Genomic DNA, 19,336 nt, shown 5'->3' with positions numbered 1-19,336 from the left:
TTAGAGCACACGCCCCGGATTGAACATGTTGGTTGGGTCAAGCGCCGCTTTAATAGAGCGCATCATGTTCATCTCAGTTGCGCTCTTCACTTCAGCCAGGAGATCCCGCTTCAAGATGCCGATGCCATGCTCCGCAGAGATGGAGCCATTGTAGCTGGCAACAATGCCATGCACCACGCGGTTCACATCATCCCACTTGGCAAGGTACTCGGCCTTATCGGCGCCCTTTGGCTGCGTGATGTTAAAGTGGATGTTGCCATCGCCCATATGCCCGAAAGGCACAGGACGACATCCCGGCACGGCCTCCTTAACAGCCGCAATCGCTTCTTCCAGAAACTCCGGCACCTTCGCGACAGGCACAGAGACGTCATGCTTGATGGAGCCACCCTCAAACTTCTGCGCCTCTGACAGACCATGCCGCAATCGCCAGAAATCAGCAGCCTGCGCTTTGCTCTGCGCCAGCAGCCCATCCCGCAACAAGTCAGCTTCAAACGCTTCGGTGAAGATGGTCTCTGTCAGGCTGGCAATGTCGATGTCTTTGGTGCCCGCAGAGATCTCGATGAGCACATACCACGGATGCTGCTCCTCGAACGGATAGCGGGACTGCTCCATATGTTCACACACAAACTGCATGCCCGATTGCGGCATCAGTTCAAAGCCGGTGAGCATGTTCCCCGCATGGCTTTTTGCCAATGAAAACAGGGAGAGGGCCTTCGCGGGCGAATCTAGCGCGACCAGAGCAACCTCGACTGACGCCGGGGCTGGGTATAATTTGAGGCTGGCACCCGTAATGATCCCCAAAGTGCCCTCTGAGCCGATAAATATTTGTTTCAAATCGTAACCAGTATTGTCTTTGCGAAGGGTCCGAAGTCCCTCCCAGACCTCACCATTTGCGAGCACAACTTCCAGCCCGAGAACAAGGTCGCGGGTGTTCCCGTAAGACAGTACAGCGGTGCCGCCGGCGTTGGTTGCAATGTTGCCGCCGATCTCACAGGTGCCCTGTGAAGCGAGCGTCAAAGGAAACAAACGATCATGTTTTTCAGCTGCATCATGGATGGCTTGTAATGTGATCCCTGCATCTACAACCATCGTATACCCTTCAGGGTCAATGTGGCGAATTTTATTTAATCTAGAAAGGGATAGCACGATTTCACTGCCATCGGGGTTGGGGATTTGGCCCCCCACCAAACCGGTGTTTCCTCCCTGCGGAACCACCTTCAGGTTATGCTGTGCCGCAAGCTTCACACACTCTGCAACCTCGGCAGTGGAACCGGGCCGCAAGACCATGGGTGTGGCCCCTTTGAACTTGTCTCTCCACTCAACGAGAAAAGGGGCTTTGTCGCTGTCGCTGACAAGCACATGTGCGGCCCCGATAATGCTCTCAAACGCGTTCACCAAATTTGGAATAGTCATTTTTCTGTCGCAGTGTTGGAAGTTGATCTGGCTTTCACTATCAGATAATGGGAGCGCAAGAACACGTCCATGTCTGATTGGACTTTTTTCGATGGCTTGAAGCCAAATGAACAGTGTGCCATAGCATTTTTAATCTGTTCGCCAGATAAAGTGATATTCACTCAGGAGAAAAACATGGCAGAAGCGCAAGGATTGATGGCCGGCAAACGTGGTCTCATCATGGGACTGGCCAACAATCGGTCCATCGCTTGGGGTATTGCGACAGCACTACACGATGCCGGAGCTGAAATCGCACTCACCTATCAGGGTGAAGCGCTGAAGAAGCGCGTTGAACCATTAGCAGAGAAGCTCGATGCACTTGTTGTAGGTGATTGCGACGTGACGAACGAAGCAAGCATTGATGCAGCATTTGAAGTTCTGGAGCAAAAATGGGGCAAGATTGACTTCGTCATTCATGCGATCGCTTTCTCTGACAAAGAAGAGCTGACTGGTCGTTATCTGGACACCAGCGCTGACAACTTTGCAAAGACAATGCAGATCTCCTGCTACTCGCTGGCATCCGTTGCCCGCCGTGCAGAGAAGTTGATGACCGAAGGCGGTTCCATTGTAACTCTCACCTACTACGGTGCTGAGAAGGTTATGCCAAACTACAACGTCATGGGCGTTGCAAAGGCTGCATTGGAAGCAAGCGTGAAGTACCTCGCAGTTGATCTTGGTCCAAAGAAGATCCGCGTCAACGCGATCTCTGCTGGCCCGATCAAAACACTGGCAGCAGCTGGTATCGGCGACTTCCGCTACATCCTCAAATGGAACGAGTACAACGCACCACTGCGTGAAACCGTCTCCATCGATGATGTCGGAAACTCTGCGCTCTACCTCACATCCGATCTGTCCCGCTCCGTCACCGGTGAAACCCACCACGTTGACAGCGGCTACCACGTGATCGGCATGAAGGCTGTTGACGCTCCGGACATCTCCGTCGTCTAAGCGATCAAAGCTTATCAGTTTGAGAAAAGGCGCTCTTCGGGGCGCCTTTTTTGCGTTCAGGGAGCCGGTAAAGCCACGTATGACATAAATCAAGAATGTGTGCATAACTGTTGTCTCTCAACGAGGAATGACACATCTACCTCGTAAGAAGCCGTTACAAATCGGTTGCCGACTAAACTATTGCCAAAGGCCCATGGAATGACAGGTTCGTTGATGCCCCTCGCGAAGATCACACCAACTCCGCTGCTTTATGTGCGTCACGGACAAACCGACTGGAACCTGGAAGGGCGCATGCAGGGCGGTCAGGACATCCCGCTCAACGACACTGGCCGCAAGCAGGCCCGTCGCAATGGCATGGTGATGAAAGACTTCCTCGTCGATCTCGGCAAAACCCCAGATGATTTCATCTTTGTCTGCTCTCCGATGATCCGCGCCCGCGAGACCATGGAGATCCTGCGCAAGGAAATGGGGCTGGATCCGCACGACTACAAAGTCGATGAGCGCCTGCGCGAAATCACCTTTGGCAACGTAGAGGGAATGACAGTTCCTGAAATGATGGTTGAACGTCCTGAAGTCATCCGCATGCGCCGCGAAGACAAATGGGGTTACGTTCACCCGGAGGGGGAAAGCTACAAAATGGTCTCTGACCGCATCGCTGAATGGATGTCAGAGCAGAAAGACCCCATGATCATCGTGGCTCATGGCGTGGTCATGCGCGTCCTGCGCGGCCTGCTCTGCGGTTACGCTCCAGCCGAAATCCCTGATCTGGACACCCCACAGGACCAGTTCTTGCTCTGGCGCGATGGATCAGAAGCTTGGATCTGAAGAACAAGCTCAAAATCTGCCTGTTCTTTTGGGAAATTGACGCAAGTGCTGCAAGGCTCTCAATTGACCTCTTGCGAGAACCCTCCTAAAACCACTTTAATTTCCAGAGTACGTTCCGTTCGATTGAAGAGAGTCGACGAATGTGAGCGTGCTCATGCTCTAAAAGTGAACCACTAGAACATGTCCCACAACACCTTTGGTCATCTGTTTCGCGTAACGACTTGGGGCGAGAGCCACGGACCAGCGCTTGGCTGCGTTGTCGATGGTTGTCCGCCTCTGCTCCCAATTACAGCAGAAGAGATTCAGGTGTATCTGGACCAGCGCAAGCCGGGACAAAACAAGTTTACGACCCAGCGCCGTGAGCCGGATCAGGTGAAAATTCTCTCTGGTGTGATGGTGGATGAAGACGGCGTGCAGCGCACGACCGGCACGCCCATCTCCCTGATGATTGAGAACACCGACCAGCGCTCTAAAGACTATTCTGAGATCAAAGAGCGTTATCGTCCGGGCCATGCTGACTATGCTTATGATGCAAAGTACGGCATCCGTGATTACCGTGGTGGTGGCCGTTCTTCCGCCCGCGAAACCGCAGCACGCGTAGCCGCTGGTGGTCTGGCGCGTAAAGTCATCCCAAACATCCTGATCCGCGGCGCTCTAGTGCAGATGGGGCCGCACAAGATCAATCGCGACAACTGGGATTGGAACGAGGTTCACAACAACCCGTTCTTCTGCCCGGATGCAGAAGCAGCAAAGTTCTTTGAAGAGTATCTCGATGGTATTCGCAAAGACGGCTCTTCCATTGGCGCGGTGATCGAAGTGGTCGCAGAGCACGTTCCAGTCGGTCTGGGCGCACCACTTTACGGCAAGCTCGATCAGGATCTGGCATCCGCCATGATGTCCATCAACGCTGTGAAGGGTGTTGAGATTGGCAACGGATTTGAAGCAGCTTGCCTCACTGGCGAAGAAAACGCTGACGAAATGCGCATGGGCGAAGATGGCAAGCCGGAGTTCCTCTCCAATCAGGCTGGCGGCGTCCTCGGCGGCATCTCTTCTGGCGCGCCAGTGGTGGTTCGTTTTGCAGTGAAGCCAACCTCTTCCATCCTCACACCACGCAAATCCATCACCCGTAGCGGTGAAGAGGTGGACGTGATGACCAAGGGCCGTCACGATCCGTGCGTTGGCATTCGTGCAGTACCAGTTGGCGAAGCCATGATGGCGTGCGTGCTGGCTGATCACGTCCTGCGCGACAGAGGTCAGTGCGGCGAGCGCTAAAAAGATTCTCAACCTCTGATTTCATTCTGATTGAAAGGCGCTGGCACAACCGGCGTCTTTTTTGTTGCTCCCCGCGCTTATGCAAGATGGCCCTGAGACGTGTGATGGTGAAAAAATCTTATCCCCCTCGCTCAGTTATGCGCTCATACTAATCCCATGCCCACGTGACGGGCAGTTGGCGGACCGTCCGTCAGCGTGTCGTGGGCTGGGTGGGGCTTTTGTGAGAGGTAACGCATCTTGCAAAGGTCCGGTGGCACCGATTTTCAGGCGTGACTGCATGGTCTGAGAGGAAGGGCCCAAGCCTGAAGGGCATCACGCAGTGATATGGACCAGCCAGACTGGCCATATCATAGGCAGCGGACCTGTTCGGATACGGAAACTTATCTGAGCAAAGCCGTTGTCTTTCCGGGAAACCGGCTATCGTGTCTTTCAGGATAAGAGGCGATGTTGGCCATACCAAAATGCCCGGGCAAGGCGCGTAGCCAATGCCGAAGACTCTATTACTAACTCAATGCGCAGGCATTGCCTGCCGCCTTGCCCCTCCCGACCTTCGGGAATTCTAGCTTCACCACTGCATGGGATGCCATGTGGTGCTATTGGTGCTTGTTCGGTTGCATCAAGAGGCAGGCAGGGTGAGGGAGCCCGGCTCAGCGCAGATACACAAAGCCGCATACCGTTTATTCACCTCAACAGAGCACTTGCATACGACCTAGGTAGAAAGCGGTAAGCTTTTTTCCATTTGCCCCTTGATTTCCGAGTTTAAAAGAGCGATTTCAGTATCACTGAAAATTGCAAGGCCAAGGGGCTAGGATTATGCGCTTGACTGAATGGCTGGAAGACAATGGTGAAAGCAGAAGTGCATTTGCACGTCGTGCTGGTTTGTCTCCTGCATCTGTAACCGCACTGTGCAACGACCCAAGCGCATGGATTTCTCGGGAGATGGCCCAGAAGATCGCTGAGGCGACGGGCCATCAGGTGACCCCTAACGATTTTCTCGGACTAAAAGAAAACAAGGAGTACGTCGTGTCTCAAACAAGAGTTGCCGAAGCCCTGCGCGCGTTCGAAAACGGCGAGATGGTTGTTGTGACCGACGATGATGATCGTGAAAACGAAGGCGATCTCATTGTAGCGGCCAACATGATCACCCCGGAACAGATGGCGTTCATCATTCGCCACACCTCTGGCATCGTCTGTGCTCCGATGACGCTGAAAGAAGCCAAGCGCCTGCACCTTGAGCCTATGGTCGCCAACAACGACGCTCCACTGGCAACCGCCTTCACCGTTTCCGTCGACTATGCACCGGGCCTGACCACCGGCATCTCCGCAGAACAGCGCTGTGCCACTGTTCGCGGTCTTGCCAATCCAAATGCTGGCGCGGCTGACTTCGTCCGTCCAGGCCACATCTTCCCGCTGGTCGCCAAAGAAGGCGGCGTCCTCATGCGCTCCGGTCATACCGAAGCAGCCGTGGACCTGTGTAAGCTGACCGGCCTGCCGGAAGTTGGCGTGATCAGTGAGCTGGTCAACGACGACGGTACTGTAAAGCGCGGTGAGCAGGTAGAAGCTTTTGCCAAAGAGCATAACCTGAAGATGGTCTCCGTTGCGGATCTGATCGCATGGCGTCAGCGTCACGAAAATCTCGTCAGCCGCATCGATGAGTTCGACGTAGACACCACAGCGGGCAAGGCACGCGCCATCGTGTATTCTACTCCGTTCGACAATGTTGGCCACTTGGCGCTGGTTTACGGCGACATCCGCGATGGTCAGGATATTCCTGTCAGATTGCATCTGGAAAACGTTCTCGATGACGTTTTTGGGCAAACCAAACCTCTGGAAGCAATCATGGAAGACTTTGCGGAAAGAGGCCGAGGCATTATTGTTTACCTGCGTGAAGGTGCGGTAGGCGTTGCCAGCAAGTCCAACCGTCATCGCGATGGTCTGGAAGCGGCTGAAAATGAGCAGCATGAGTCTGCACAGGGCCGTTCTGAAGACTGGCGCGAAGTTGGTCTTGGTGCGCAGATCCTGAAAGATCTGGGTGCAAACTCCATCCGCGTTATCGCTTCACGTGAGCGCCACTATGTTGGCCTTGAAGGCTTTGGCCTGAAAGTGGAAGCAACGGAAACCCCGGCGGACTAACAAGTTTAGCCCCCGGCGCAATATGGAGAGTGGCGGGGGCATGTCTCAGTTTGATCTTGACCCATGGCAGGAAGAGCAAAGCTCGGCTGAACCATTCACACTGGGATACAAAAAGGGCACAGGGGAACCTGTCGTCTATGGTAGCCTGCTTTTAGGCGCTGCCCTGCTGGGAACCGGCATCGTCAGCGGGTCTCTCATCCCGGCACTGGCCTCATTTCCCGTCTTCCTGAGCGTTTACTGGCATTACCCGTTTATAGACAAACGTCCTCAAATGGCCGCCAACGACACCGGCCTGTATCTGGAACGGCTCGGCGTCGTGCGTTGGTCAGCCATCTCCGAACTGTCCATCTACACGACAGCCGTTCGCACGATGGAATTCAATCAGTTGCGTATCCAGTTCAACCGCCCGTTAGAAGAGTGTTTCGTTCAAAAAGAACCGCAATCCCTGACCCGATTGGCCATGCGAAAGAACTGGCGATTGAAGCAAGCCAAGTCGAATACGCCAGTACTTGAAGTGGATTTGCATTTGCTCGCATGTGACCCTGAGATCCTGCTGCAAAGAACTAGACAGTTCTGGCGAGGAGCATGATGTTTATCTGCAACACAGATCTATAAACAATCATTAGGCAGATTAAATACCTCATAAATCTTCGTTTAGCCGTAAATCCGCCTATCCTGTTACAAGACGTTAACACTCTTAACCTAACTTTTATTAGGAAGGACAGGACCCGGAAGGCAATGATTATGCAGCTAAATCGCACGGATATGGAGAGCAACACCTGCAGCTTTACTAGTCTGGACAAAGATTGGGGAGCTGATGATGATTACCTGTTCAACTTTGCCTGCACACCAGGCGGTAGCGTTTTGCAAATCGCTTGCGGTACAGGAGCGCTATCCAACGCTCTCTCGCAGCAGGACGTAAACGTTGTTGGGGTCGACCGAAATCCGAAGAAAATCGCACAAGCTGTGAAGCGTACAGATGCGGTGACGTGGTTAGAGGCAGATGCCCGAACGGTTCACCTCAATCAGAAATTCGACCGCATCATTATCACCGGAAACGCTTTCCAGGCCTTCGCAACCAACACCGATCAGATCCTCGTCCTCCAGACCATTGCTTCCCACCTCAAACCAACCGGCAAATTCGCATTCGGCATGGAAAACCCGAAGTCGCGTCCTTGGGAGAAGTGGGGCCAGAAGAGCAAACCAACCATGGTTCGCTCGGTAGCAGGGCAACGCGTATCGCTGTGGCAGGATACGTCCGGACCAGACAAAAACGGCCTCGTCCATATGCAAACCCACTACGACAGTGATGGTCAGCATTATTCAAAGAACAACATGCGCCGCTTCGTGCACCGCGACCATATCCGCCATTTGCTGGAAGCTGTCGGCCTGCACGCAACAGCCTCCTATGGTGATTGGTCCGCTCTGAACCTGAACGATGCTGCACCTTACATCATCGTCAGCGGCGGCCTGAGCAACTAACTGGCATTACCGCTTAGATTAGATGCCATCAATAATGGTCAGGCTGCACTTCGCCGCAGTATGACGGATCTTGGCAACAGGGGCATACTCTGGGCTGCTAAGAAAAGCCTGCGCTTTCTCCATGCTGGGAAACTCGACAATCACCAGCCGGTGTGGCGTCCATAGATCGCTCTCGACCACATCCATATCACCGCCACGGGCCCGGTAAACACCACCATAGCTTTCTGCAATTGGACGAGCCTGAGCCTTGTAATCCTCGTAGGCGATGGGATCTTCAATTTTTGTATCAACAATGACGTAAGCTGGCATACACTTCTCCTGTAATTGGAAAAGAGCCTATCTGATTTGGTTGAACTGTAAAATTACGCGGCAGACTTAGTACCATTGTCTTTAGGTGAAGATTGTCCTTTGCCCTGACGCTTCTTGAAATAGCGCGGGCGCGTTCGTCTGATGATCTTCTTAAACCGCCCGCTGGACCGCACTTCAATCCAATGCAGAGCCTGGTTGAGCCAGACGAAGTTCTTCCGGTGCCGTCGCACAAACTTCGCAAACCGGCGACTACTGGCAATCAACAGCACAGCGCCCAGAGCAAGCAGAGGCACACCCGTTGGAATAGGGGTCCAGACCGTCAACAGGCCCAGCACAATGCAAATGATAGCTGCAAAAACCGAAAGGCCCTTGATCAATAGCTCGACCACCCGTTCACGTTACCAATTCGGCAAAGTATACGCGCAGGTCGTGAAGCTTCAGTAACACGTGCTTTTCAAGGGGGGATAGACACTCAAAATTCAGGGAAGACGGCAAACTGCAAGTAACCCGCCGCCTTCACAAAAAGCGCTTAAGCGCCGCGCTCCAGCAGCGCAACCACTTCCACATGAGGGGAGTAGAGGAACTGATCAATCGGCACCACGCGCTTGATCTCATAGCCACCGTCCAGCAACTCGCGCATGTCGCGGACAAAGCTGGCTGGGCTACAGGAAACAGCAACGATCTTCTTTACCGGAGACTTAGCCAGCTCCTGCGCCTGTGCGAGCGCACCAGCACGTGGCGGATCAAACACAACGCCGTCATAGCCCTTACCGAAGTTGTCCAGTTCCTTGGCAACGATAGGTCGTCGGAATAGGTCACGACGCTCAGTGGTCACTTTTTTGAGGCCCTTGGCACGACGCAGACCCTGATCAAGGGCTTTCAGAGAGGAAGCTTCCCCCTCCACCGCATGCACATTGGCAAACTGACCAATCTTGAAAGTAAGCGTTCCAGCGCCGCAGAAAAGGTCTGCTACACGCTTGCAGCCCTTAAGGCCTTCTGCAAGCAGATCACCCATGGTGTTTTCTGCACTAAGAGCCGCCTGAATAAAGCCGCCAGCAGGGATTGGAACAGCAGCGCCGCTCATATCCAGCAGAGGAGGACGGATCTCGATGATTGTCTCGCCATCAACGGTCAATCGAGCAAGGTCATTCTCAACGGCTCCCTGAGAGAGCTGCAGGTAATGCTTGTCCTTGTTCTTGCCAAGGCCGGTAATCGCTACATCAAGACCACTCTGTGTGGTGGTCACGGTGAACTTCAGCTCACCTTTGCGCGGCAGCACCTCTCCTGCAAGTCTGCGCAGTCCTGGTACCGCTTTCATGATCTCAGGTGCAATCACCGGACATTCTTCAATGTCCACGAGGCGATTGGATTTTGCGGTGTGATAGCCAAACAGAACTTTGTGTCCTGCCTTAACCGCCGCAAACACAGCCCGGCGACGGCTGCCCTTGTCGCAGACAACAACATCCTCAACCGCGCTCTCGATGCCGCGGGAGGCAAGGGCATCAACCACCTGCTGTCGTTTGAACTCCTTATAGGAAGCCTCATCCATATGCTGCAGCGAACAGCCACCACATGTGCCGTAATGCTTACACACTGGCGCAACTCGATGCGCACTCGGCTCGATAACTTCTTTCAGTTCCGCACGTGGTCCCTGCACCTTGGCGCTCACAAGCTCGCCTTCAAGGGTATAAGGAATAAAGATCTGTCCGGCTTCGCTCTCAACAACGCCATCCCCTTTATGGGCAAGGCGGGCAACACGAAGGGTTTCTACAGTGGCTTCAGGCTTCTTAGACATGGCACTGCGTTTACAGCGCTGCAGGGACACATGCAATGCTTGATCTCATGAAGTTCAGTGATCCGCGTCTGAGCCAGCGAGAGTCGATTCTATCTCTTGCACTTGATCTAGAGGAAACCTTGCTATGTGACGCAAGGGTAATGTGGAAAATCGACGTAGAGGCACCTTGATAAGCTTTTTCTCTTCTGTTTTTCAGATGAATCTACTGATGCATTTAAAATGCTCTCAAAAATAAACTTTTTGTTTTCTTATTTGATCGATTTCCCAGCTGAATGCGAGTTGCATGCATGATGACGTACAGTCTAGAGCTGCAAACTTCCCAATAAAAATATCGGCAATGTTCAGCAGGAGTTTTCGATGCCGTCTTTGAAATTAAAAGGGAAACTGACATTTTGGGTCGTCGTGATTGCACTGGTATCGATGATTGCCTCGTCGGGCTCCGTCCTGTTCATCGGTGCTGGTGTGATTGAAGAGCAAGCTATCAAGCTCTCCAACGAAATTGCAAAGGAAAGCGCTGCTGCTGTTAAAGCTGAACTGGACCAATCCTTCGCAGTGGTTAGAAACACAGCAAACTCCCTTGATGTGCTCAGAAAGAGCGAGAGCGCGGACCGCGTTGCTTCTGCTGACATCCTGAAAAGCGTCCTTCAAAGCAACAGCCAGTTGATCGGCAGTTGGGCAGCCTGGGAGCGGGATGCATTTGACGGCAAGGATCAGGACTTTGCAGGCAAGCCGTATCACGACAAAACTGGACGGTTCATTCCTTACTGGTTCCGTTCCGGCGGCCAGATCAACCGCGAAGCACTCGTTGACTACGACAAGGATGGAGCAGGGGACTACTACCTGCTCGCTCAACGAAGCGGAACAGAAGTCATTCTGGAGCCGTACACCTACTCAGTCGGCGGCGTTGAAACCCTCATCACATCCCTTGTTGTGCCGGTGGATGGATTTGGTGCCAGAGATGGTGTTGCCGGTGTAGACATCGCACTCTCTGCCATTCAGGAAAGACTGAACGAGATGCGCCCCTATGAAGAGGGGTACCTCACTCTGGTCAGCTCCTCCGGCACCATCGTCTCCCATCCTGACAGTGAACTCGTGACAAAGTCAGCCAGCTCTGCAGGGTTCTCGGAGGCTGTTCTGGAGCCGCTAAGCTCAAAGCACACTAGCATTCTTCCAAACACCTCGGTCCGGGGCGTTGAGATGCTGCAGGTTGGCGTTCCGATCAGTATTGCTAAAACAGAAAAGCCTTGGCTGCTGGTCATCACCATCCCGCGCAGCAAGATCCTTGAAGCATCAAACCACATGTTCTCGCTGGTTTCTGTTCTGGGCGTTGTACTGGCAGTGCTGGCAGCTCTTGGTGCATGGATCTTTGCCAACTCCCTGAGCAAACCGATCTCCTCACTCACACATGTCATGGGAGAACTGGCATCAGGCAATCTGGAAGCTGACATTCTGGAGCGTCGTCAGAAAGACGAGATCTCCGACATGATCACCGCTGTGCGTGTCTTCAAAGACAATGCTATCAAAGTCAAAGAGATGGAGGCGGACAAGAAGGAACAGGAAGCCAAACGCATCGCTGCTGAAAAGGCAACCCGAACAAAGATCGTCACCGACTTTGAAAAGAGTGTTGGCAGCGTTGTCGAAACGGTTTCCTCAGCAGCATCCGACATGAAGTCTCATGCAGATGTCCTGGAACCGGCGGCAAACAAAGCACAGTCCCGCGCACAAGCTGGAGCAAGCGCAGCCGAGGCAACGTCTGTAAACGTGCAAACCGTGAGCTCTGCGGCAGAAGAACTGACGGCCTCCATTCGTGAGATCGGCGTTCAGGTTGATTTAGCGTCCAGAACTGTTGCCGTGGCAGTTTCCAAGTCAGAACAAACCAACGTGACGGTTCGTGGTCTATCCGAAGCTGTGCTCAAGATTGGTGAAGTGATCGACATCATCAACGCCATTGCTGATCAGACCAACCTTCTTGCACTCAACGCCACCATTGAGGCGGCGCGTGCCGGTGAATCTGGCAAAGGCTTTGCTGTTGTGGCCAACGAGGTGAAAGACCTCGCCAACCAGACAGGCCGGGCTACGCAGAGCATTGCTGAGCAAATCAGCAGCGTTCAGGAGGCAACGCAAGGTGCGGTTGATGAGATTGCAGGCATTTCAAAGACGATCAGCGAGCTGGATGAAGTGGCATCCAACATTGCTGCTGCTGTTGAAGAGCAAGGCGTCGCCACAAGCGAGATTGCCCGCAGTGCGGAGCTGGCATCCAACGGAACCAGAGAAGTCTTCGCTAACGTGAATGACATCGAAAAGGCAGCCGAAGATACCAGCACCTCAGCCTCCAGCGTGAAGAAGGCGTCTGTAGACCTGACTGAACTTGCTGATGAGCTTAAAGGTCGCGTCGAAGGGTTCGTATCCCAGCTGCGCGCCTAAGCCAAAAGACAACAACGCCTCTCTCGGACCATTCAGGTGTGAGAGAGGCTTTCAGAATGTGAGCTATGATTGCTTCCGGCAAGCCATCAGATACTCAACATTCCCGTCTCCACCCTTGATGGGGGAGGTGGTAATTCCAAGAACTGACCAGTCAGGTTGATCGTTCATCCACTCTTGCAACTCAACAGAGATGTCCTGCGCAATCTCTTCTGAAACAAGACCACCTTTACCAATCCGCTCACGCCCAGCTTCAAACTGCGGCTTAACAAGGAACACGCCAACAGCCCCATCAGCAGCCAGTTCCAAAGCAGGAGGAAGGGCAAGCTTCAGCGAGATGAAACTCACGTCAGAAACCAGAAACTCCGGATGTTGTCCTTCAAGATCTTCAAGGGTGAGCTCCCGCGCATTCAAACCATCTTTGCGGATGACGCGCGGATCATTGGAGATCTTCTCAGCCAGCTGATCATGGCCCACATCAATCGCATGCACCACCTTCGCACCTTGCTCCAACAGAACCTGCGTAAAGCCACCAGTTGAGGCCCCGATGTCCAGACAGATCTTATCAGCAGGATCGAGTGCGAAATGCTCCAGCCCTTTGATGAGCTTCAGAGCGGCGCGAGAAACATAAGCAGAGGCAGGATCATCAATGGAGACTTGCGGGGTACCAATAACCTTCTGAGATGGCTTCTTCGCAGGACTGCCGTCCACCATAATCGTATTGCGCAAGATCGCATCACGTGCCCGGGCACGTGTTTCAAAATAACCATGTTCGACGAGGTATTGATCAAGCCGCATATGTCACCTGACTGGGAAACTCAGAAAGCTCAGCTTATAAGCCGAAGCAACCAGCCAGTGCATTTAACAGTTTGTCAGAGAAAAGCAAATTGCCATAGCGCATCCAAAGGAATGCAGTGGCCGCGATCAGCAGTAGTCCAATGGTGGCTGTGCCTGCATAGAGAGCTGCATGATCTTTCATATCTTCATCCAAAAAAGGGTGCCTGAATTCTCAGACACCCTAAACTTATCTTAGCTACCAAGCAACTTTCTGATTTTAGGAAGTGCTGTTTCTTCTGGTTCCTGATAGCTGATGGTTCCCACGAAATCCAAATCACCATTCAGCATGTAAACCGCTGCAGTGTGGTCCATGGTGTAGTCACCGTCATCCAGAGGTACTTTTCTCGCGTATACGCGGTAGTCTTTGACGACCTTTTTAACCTGGTCGACGGAGCCAGTCAGTGGAACAACGCGAGTGTCAAACGCTGCAACATAATCTGCAATCACGTCTGGTGTATCGCGCTCAGGATCAACGCTGACGAAAACGAAGTTCAGATCGTCTGCCTTAGGACCCAGATTCTCAATCCAACCCTGCATGTCAGAAAGGGTTGTTGGGCACACATCAGGACAGTACGTGAAGCCGAAGAACATCAGGGTTGGTTTGCCATTGAGGTTCTTGTCGGTAAAGACCTGACCTTTGCCATCAACCAGCTCAAACGGACCGCCAATCTGTACAGTCGCGGCCTGAGGCACGTCGTCTTGTACAAATTTCATCACCGTTACAGCAGAAACTGCGGCAACGAGAACGGCAACAGCAGCCCACGCTCCATATCGAATTGTTTTCGCAACGTTCATCTTATTCCACCCGTGCACAGTTCAATTGGTTAGTGGTGCATTTTGCCGGACTTGGCACCCATCTTCATAACTGGGAAAGTTACGTCTACTGGACCGGCTTTTTCGAATTCCAGAGTAACATTGAGCTCTTCGCCCATTTTGAATGGCTGGTTCAGGCCCATGAACATCACGTGGTAGCTACCAGGCTTCAGCTCAAGGGTCTCGCCTGCTGGGATAACAACGCCTTCGTCCAGCTTGCGCATTTTCATGACGCCATCATTCACGGCCATCTCGTGAATTTCAGTGCGCTTGGCATAGTTGGACACTGCACCGGTCAGGCGCGCATCTTCGCTGCCATTGTTGGTGATAGTCACAAATGCTCCGCCACCTTTTGCTTTTGGTGGGGTAGCGCGTGTCCAGGCATCTTTGATTGTCAGGTTGCCATGCTGAATGCTTTCCGCAAGAGCAGCAGAACCGGTGAACGCAACAAGAGCTGCTGCAACAAGAAGAGCACGTGTTTTCATAATTTCCATCCAAGGAATAGCTCTCTACCTGTAAATATAGGCAGTAGAGGACAGTCAAATCAGGTTTTGTTGATCGGAAAAGAAAAACTAGACGACTGGAGGAGCCCGGATGAGGAAATTATGACCGCGGAGGCTTTTTACATTTCCTAGAGCACTTTCAAGGGAGAGAGAACCGACAACCACGAGGGTAGGGCTCTGCCAGTTCTCGGGCTCTATCGAAAAATAAGTCGCCTGCTTGGACGTATGCGGGCACATGTACGTGCAATCGCAGCCTATTCCCAGCGGATTTTCGGTATGAGTCGAGCCTTCAATCTTGGCAATATGCGAGCCCCCTGAAGGGGCGCACAATTGCATGAGCGCAGCAGCAGAAGGATCAGCCGTTGCGCCGGAAAAACTCAGGACAAGCAGCAGTACTCGGGCCAGCATCGCAACGCTGGCAAGCAAGACAAGCGGGTGTCGCTCGCTTCTGAGTACATGTAATGTATTACGCGGCTTGACCATGGGTCTTTCTTAGTTGCTTCCGTCGAGTGTGTCTACACTTAGCCAGAAGGGAATCTGGAATTATCCTGAGTCTCATCAGTTGTAGGCGGATTCTCACCCTCATCATTGCGATTTGGCAAATCATCCGTTTCTTCTGATGGTTCTTCCTCCTCTTCCTGTTCATAGGCAGGGAACTCTTCAGGCGGAATAACGTAAGGATCTTCGATATCTAGCGGATCAGGCGTAAGCACCGCACCCATGTTGGAAGTTGCACCGTATTCGAAGTCTGTCTTCTCCAGAGCCTCGTCTGCAGGACGGATGAACAGGCGACTGATAACGAAGAGTGCCAAGGCCACTTCAACAAGCGCAACCCAAACAAACAGCCCTTCCGGACCTATGCTGTACATCAGACCAGCAGCAAGGGTAGGGCCGATCATTGAGCCGATTCCGTTCGACATCAACACGCCAGAGGACGTCTCAACGTAGTCTTCAGCTTCCACGTAGTCGAAGGCGTGTGCAGCAACAATCGCGTAAGTCGGCTGACTGGCCATGCCCAGCATCAGGAAGATGGTGAAAGTTCCCCAGAAGTTACCGCTCTCAAGGATAAAGAGCAGCAGGGATGCAGCAGCTGCAGTGAACCCGAGCAGCAAGATGATGATACGACGATCTACACGGTCTGAAAGACGACCAATCGGCCACTGCGTGATCGCGCCACCCAAAACGATAGCCGCCGCAAAATAGGCCGCTTCATTGGTGCTATAGCCAATCTGCTTGGCGTACAGAGGTGCAAGCGCCCACATGGAGCTGTTGGCGAGGCCGATGAGCAAACAACCAATCAGCGCCACAGCTGACGTCTGATAGAGATTGATCGGGCGGAACCGCACCAGCGTAATCGGCGCTGGCTGTACCGCTTTGGTAAGTGCGACTGGAACCACTGCGATGCTGACAAAGATGGACGCAATCGCAAAGGGTACGAAAGTGCTGATGTCAAAACCAACAACCATCAGCTGGCCACCCATGGTCGCACCCAGATAGCAGATGATGTAGAGCGACATCACTGTGCCGCGGTTCTCGTTGGTTGCCTGGTCATTCAACCAGCTTTCGACAACCAGCAAGATACCGGCAAAACACAAACCGGTAATGACGCGAAACAACGCCCACGCCAGCGGATCAAGAAGGATAGGGTGCAACAAGGCTGCACCAGACATCAACGATACCAGCGCAGCAAACGCACGAATATGACCAGCCCGTAGAATCAGGAATGGGCCAAACACACACCCGATCACAAAACCGATGTAAAAACTGGACGAGATCAGACCGATCTGGAGGTCTCCAAACCCGGCTAAATCAGCTCTGAGGGGGATAAGCGTCGAAGAAAGTCCATGCCCTGCAAGAATGAGGGCCGTAGACAACATTAAGGACGCAAAAGTTGCAAGCAGCAGGATCATGCGCGTACCAGCCAACAATGTAAAACTGGAGTCACATTACATGCCATGTGCAAAAAGAAAATAAGAAGGGCAGCCGAAGCTACCCCTCAATTATCTTTTTCGCTGAGTTATGAACAAAAATGAGTAGTTCTAAACAAGCCTTAACGGCAAATCCTCAGCTTTACCAAGGGTTTCAAAGACGCGATGTACAATCCCTGATGCGTCTAGTCCTGCATCTTTGTACATGGCTTCCGGCTTTGCGTGGTCCTGGAAAGCATCCGGCAGGATCATACTGCGCACCTTGAGTGAGCCATCCAGCAAGCCATTGTCAGAAAGGAACTGCAGCACCTGACTGCCGAAGCCACCAATGGAGCCTTCTTCGATAGTAATCAGCACATCATGCTCTTTTGCAAGACGGCCAATCATGTCGGTATCGAGCGGCTTGGCAAAGCGTGCATCTGCCACCGTGGTGGAAAGACCAGCTGCATCAAGAGTATCCGCTGCTTTAAGTGCTTCCTGAAGGCGGCCGCCCAAGGAAACCAGAGCAACGCGAGACCCTTCTTTCACAATGCGGCCTTTGCCGATCTCCAGTGGAGTTCCAATCTCTGGCAAATCAATGCCAATGCCTTCACCACGTGGGTAGCGGAATGCAATCGGGCCTTCATCATAAGCAGCTGCAGTGGAGACCATATGCACCAACTCAGCCTCATCGCCCGGAGACATGACAACCATGCCCGGCAGACAGGAGAGGAAAGCAGTATCAAAGGAACCCGCATGCGTTGCGCCATCAGCGCCCACGAGACCTGCACGGTCAATCGGGAAGCGTACAGGTAGCTTCTGGATTGCTACATCATGAACGACCTGATCGTAGCCACGCTGAAGGAAAGTAGAATAAATCGCACAGAACGGCTTGTAGCCTTCTGAAGCCATACCCGCTGCGAACGTCACCGCATGCTGTTCAGCGATGCCTACATCAAACATGCGGGTTGGGTGAACCTTCTCAAACACATCCAGACCAGTACCATCCGGCATTGCTGCGGTGATACCAACAATCTTCTCATCCTTGTTCGCTTCTTCAATCAACGCATTGGCGAAGACGCGGGTGTAGGAAGGTGCGTTTGGTTTTGGCTTGGACTGCTCACCAGTCACAACATCAAACTTGGCAACCGCATGATACTTGTTGCTGGCGTTCTCAGCTGGCAGATAACCCTTACCTTTCTGCGTCACAACGTGAACAAGGATCGGACCTTCTTTGGCATCACGAACGTTTTTCAGCACTGGCAACAGATGGTCAAGGTTGTGTCCATCAACCGGGCCAACGTAATAGAAGCCAAGTTCTTCAAACAGCGTACCGCCCGTAAAGAAGCTGCGGGCAAACTCTTCAGCCTGCGCTGCTTTCTCCTGCAATGGCTTTGGAAGCGCGCTTGCCACCTGTTTGGCCGCTTCGCGGAAGCCTGTGTAGGTCTTGCCGGAAACAAGACGTGCAAGGCTCGCAGAAAGAGCGCCAACTGGTGGAGCAATCGACATATCGTTGTCGTTCAGAATAACGATCAGGCGAGAGTTCAATGCACCAGCGTTGTTCATGGCCTCATAAGCCATGCCAGCTGACATCGCGCCATCACCAATAACAGCAATCACATTGTTGTCGCCACCAGCAAGGTCGCGGGCAACAGCCATGCCGAGACCGGCAGAAATAGAAGTAGAGGAATGACCCGCACCAAATGGATCATATTCACTCTCAGAGCGCTTCGTAAAACCGCTTAATCCACCGTCCTGGCGCAAGGTACGTATACGTTGTTTGCGATCGGTCAGGATCTTATGTGGGTAACATTGGTGTCCCACATCCCAGATCAGGCGGTCTTTTGGGGTATCGAAGACGTGGTGGAGCGCAACAGTTAGCTCAACAACACCCAATCCGGCCCCTAAATGGCCCCCGGTGACAGAAACAGCATCAACCATCTCCTCACGCAGCTCTTCAGCAACTTGTTGAAGGCGGTCTTCCGGGACCTTTTTGAGATCAGATGGATTATGAATTTGATCTAGCAGGGACATCTGGGTCTTCTTGAGTCTTTTGACTATCTGGCAGCTTAACACCTATGGAACCGACCATGGTATATGTTCCAAATTATGGCCGGGACAAGTGTCTTCCGTAATTGATCACGATTATAGCAAGGCTGCCCACTGTGCAATTGCCTGTCATGAATAATTGATCGTTTATGCTAGGTCCTTTTGTAGGGATGTCCCTAAGAATCCCCTGTCAATAGGGGATGAGAACGTATTTTTTTTCATTTGCTAGTACAAATTGCGCTTTTGTCACCCCATGGGGTGATGCAATCTGCGACGAAACGTCCTATGTCGAATGTGTGGTCGATGGGGCCACGTGCACAGTGATCGACTTGGGGCTACGGTTTTCGTAGCCCCCTTTTTTTTGTCTGTGCCAATAACCCGCGATAAATGAAGAATACTTACCAATTTAAACTAGACCGTCCGGTCGGTAATACGATCAATGATGATCTTTGTATTCTCTGCCTCGAAACAATATTCTGTGAAATATCTCTAGTTAAGTATTGTTCCAATTAAAACTTCGCAGTCTCATAGAATAACAAGTGTGTGTTGTGCTCAGTAATTTTTGACCAATTTTATTTAGTAGGCTAAAT

18 protein-coding genes are annotated in these 19,336 nt (G+C 52.5%); 7 read left to right on the top strand and 11 right to left on the bottom strand.

The annotated features are described in order from the left end of the window. Window positions 1–1,413 (bottom strand): FAD-binding oxidoreductase, encoded by a 1,413-nt coding sequence (locus tag PJE062_RS14190; RefSeq protein ID WP_008550090.1) that lies wholly within the window; start codon window positions 1,411–1,413, stop codon window positions 1–3. A 174-nt stretch (window positions 1,414–1,587) separates the two neighbouring features. On the opposite strand from PJE062_RS14190, the gene fabI reads away from it, so the two are divergent. The 6 genes from fabI to PJE062_RS25825 all read left to right on the top strand — a co-directional run bounded on the left by fabI (window position 1,588) and on the right by PJE062_RS25825 (window position 8,112). After that, the gene (gene fabI / locus PJE062_RS14185; protein ID WP_008549566.1) at window positions 1,588–2,400 is read left to right on the top strand and encodes an enoyl-ACP reductase FabI; all 813 of its coding nucleotides are present in this window, start codon (window positions 1,588–1,590) and stop codon (window positions 2,398–2,400) included. A gap of 198 nt (window positions 2,401–2,598) precedes the next feature. Beyond that, window positions 2,599–3,225 carry a histidine phosphatase family protein gene (locus PJE062_RS14180; protein WP_008549513.1) on the top strand — a complete coding sequence of 209 codons (627 nt, stop codon included), beginning with the start codon at window positions 2,599–2,601 and terminating at the stop codon, window positions 3,223–3,225. Window positions 3,226–3,405: 180 nt separating this feature from the next. Beyond that, entirely contained in the window at window positions 3,406–4,497 is a 1,092-nt protein-coding gene (gene aroC / locus PJE062_RS14175; protein ID WP_008549804.1) for a chorismate synthase, read from the top strand. 813 nt (window positions 4,498–5,310) lie between these two features. Further along, entirely contained in the window at window positions 5,311–6,630 is a 1,320-nt protein-coding gene (gene ribB, locus PJE062_RS14170) for a 3,4-dihydroxy-2-butanone-4-phosphate synthase (protein ID WP_008549825.1), read from the top strand. 40 nt (window positions 6,631–6,670) lie between these two features. Next, window positions 6,671–7,219: a hypothetical protein gene (locus PJE062_RS14165; protein ID WP_008549581.1), complete on the top strand. Its 549-nt coding sequence runs from the start codon at window positions 6,671–6,673 to the stop codon at window positions 7,217–7,219. A gap of 155 nt (window positions 7,220–7,374) precedes the next feature. Next, window positions 7,375–8,112, top strand: a complete 738-nt coding sequence (locus PJE062_RS25825) for a trans-aconitate 2-methyltransferase (protein WP_008549847.1) — start codon at window positions 7,375–7,377, stop codon at window positions 8,110–8,112. A gap of 18 nt (window positions 8,113–8,130) precedes the next feature. Here PJE062_RS25825 and PJE062_RS14155 read toward each other — a convergent pair whose 3' ends face one another. The 3 genes from PJE062_RS14155 to PJE062_RS14145 all read right to left on the bottom strand — a co-directional run bounded on the left by PJE062_RS14155 (window position 8,131) and on the right by PJE062_RS14145 (window position 10,216). Beyond that, window positions 8,131–8,421 (bottom strand): DUF1330 domain-containing protein, encoded by a 291-nt coding sequence (locus PJE062_RS14155; protein WP_008549965.1) that lies wholly within the window; start codon window positions 8,419–8,421, stop codon window positions 8,131–8,133. Window positions 8,422–8,474: 53 nt separating this feature from the next. Continuing rightward, the gene (locus tag PJE062_RS14150; RefSeq protein ID WP_208982313.1) at window positions 8,475–8,810 is read right to left on the bottom strand and encodes a hypothetical protein; all 336 of its coding nucleotides are present in this window, start codon (window positions 8,808–8,810) and stop codon (window positions 8,475–8,477) included. Between the two features lie 140 nt (window positions 8,811–8,950). After that, window positions 8,951–10,216, bottom strand: a complete 1,266-nt coding sequence (locus PJE062_RS14145) for a class I SAM-dependent RNA methyltransferase (protein ID WP_008549585.1) — start codon at window positions 10,214–10,216, stop codon at window positions 8,951–8,953. A 357-nt stretch (window positions 10,217–10,573) separates the two neighbouring features. On the opposite strand from PJE062_RS14145, the gene PJE062_RS14140 reads away from it, so the two are divergent. Then, window positions 10,574–12,640, top strand: a complete 2,067-nt coding sequence (locus tag PJE062_RS14140; RefSeq protein WP_008549700.1) for a methyl-accepting chemotaxis protein — start codon at window positions 10,574–10,576, stop codon at window positions 12,638–12,640. Window positions 12,641–12,703: 63 nt separating this feature from the next. Here PJE062_RS14140 and PJE062_RS14135 read toward each other — a convergent pair whose 3' ends face one another. From PJE062_RS14135 to dxs, 7 genes are all read right to left on the bottom strand, one after another. After that, window positions 12,704–13,435: a TlyA family RNA methyltransferase gene (locus PJE062_RS14135; RefSeq protein ID WP_008549725.1), complete on the bottom strand. Its 732-nt coding sequence runs from the start codon at window positions 13,433–13,435 to the stop codon at window positions 12,704–12,706. Between the two features lie 34 nt (window positions 13,436–13,469). Beyond that, the gene (locus tag PJE062_RS26550) at window positions 13,470–13,616 is read right to left on the bottom strand and encodes a hypothetical protein (protein WP_198136869.1); all 147 of its coding nucleotides are present in this window, start codon (window positions 13,614–13,616) and stop codon (window positions 13,470–13,472) included. Between the two features lie 50 nt (window positions 13,617–13,666). Then, window positions 13,667–14,269, bottom strand: coding sequence for an SCO family protein (locus PJE062_RS14130; RefSeq protein WP_008549517.1), 603 nt, complete (start codon window positions 14,267–14,269; stop codon window positions 13,667–13,669). A gap of 29 nt (window positions 14,270–14,298) precedes the next feature. Beyond that, complete coding sequence (locus PJE062_RS14125) at window positions 14,299–14,772, bottom strand: copper chaperone PCu(A)C (protein WP_208982312.1); 474 nt, start codon at window positions 14,770–14,772, stop codon at window positions 14,299–14,301. Between the two features lie 87 nt (window positions 14,773–14,859). Beyond that, a complete protein-coding gene (locus PJE062_RS14120) occupies window positions 14,860–15,273 on the bottom strand; it encodes a hypothetical protein (RefSeq protein ID WP_037036970.1) in 414 nt (137 codons plus the stop codon). 38 nt (window positions 15,274–15,311) lie between these two features. Next, window positions 15,312–16,667, bottom strand: a complete 1,356-nt coding sequence (locus PJE062_RS14115; RefSeq protein WP_208609067.1) for an MFS transporter — start codon at window positions 16,665–16,667, stop codon at window positions 15,312–15,314. A gap of 162 nt (window positions 16,668–16,829) precedes the next feature. Then, window positions 16,830–18,731, bottom strand: a complete 1,902-nt coding sequence (dxs, locus tag PJE062_RS14110) for a 1-deoxy-D-xylulose-5-phosphate synthase (protein ID WP_008549556.1) — start codon at window positions 18,729–18,731, stop codon at window positions 16,830–16,832. Window positions 18,732–19,336 lie beyond the last annotated feature (605 nt).

The organism is Pseudovibrio sp. JE062, from assembly GCF_000156235.1.
Taxonomy (GTDB): domain Bacteria; phylum Pseudomonadota; class Alphaproteobacteria; order Rhizobiales; family Stappiaceae; genus Pseudovibrio.
This window is presented reverse-complemented; position numbering and strand designations above follow the sequence as displayed.